This is a genomic window from Parendozoicomonas sp. 2304DJ65-17, from assembly GCF_058148445.1.
Genome location: NZ_JBYVJV010000025.1, coordinates 1 through 517 on the forward strand (window position 1 = coordinate 1; position 517 = coordinate 517).

The following is a 517-nucleotide window of genomic DNA, read 5'->3' on the forward strand; positions in this document are numbered from 1 at the left end:
GGGCGTTAAATGCTAAAAGGAGATCGTGCTTATCATCCAGCCTAAAGAAGTAGATGAATTCATATCACCTTTTATAGGAAAGACAGTTAGCCGTGTATGGCAAGGAAATGGAAGCTCTATTTTTCTAGAAGTTGGTAACCTTAGTAATGCTAAAGGTGAGCTTACTGTCATGATTGAGTGGAGCTGGAGAGTTGAAAAAGAAACCTCTATTGACTTCGGTAGTTGGTCTGATGATAGTCTGCTTCCTCAACTTTTAACGAGGTTAGAGAATACAACTTTAAAGTCCATTAAGTTCCAATCTAGACTTCCAGAAATAATGCTAGAACTAAGTGGTAACTATTGGGTCTGTTCGTTTTCAACCGTTGAGGGAGACCCTGAATGGGCATTAATAAGCCATTCCAAAACCATGATTTCCTCTAATGGCACACTTGCATTTGAGTAACTCGCATTTAACAAGAGCGTCGTGTACGGCAGCAAGCTGCCTGGGACGCCTACGGCGCCCCACACGCAGGCGTTA

At 42.6% G+C, this 517-nt stretch carries 1 protein-coding gene; it reads left to right on the forward strand.

What is annotated here, in order from left to right:
- Nucleotides 1–25: 25 nt before the first annotated feature.
- Nucleotides 26–442, forward strand: coding sequence for a hypothetical protein (locus tag ACY2RR_RS24390; protein WP_490110808.1), 417 nt, complete (start codon nt 26–28; stop codon nt 440–442).
- Nucleotides 443–517: the final 75 nt, after the last annotated feature.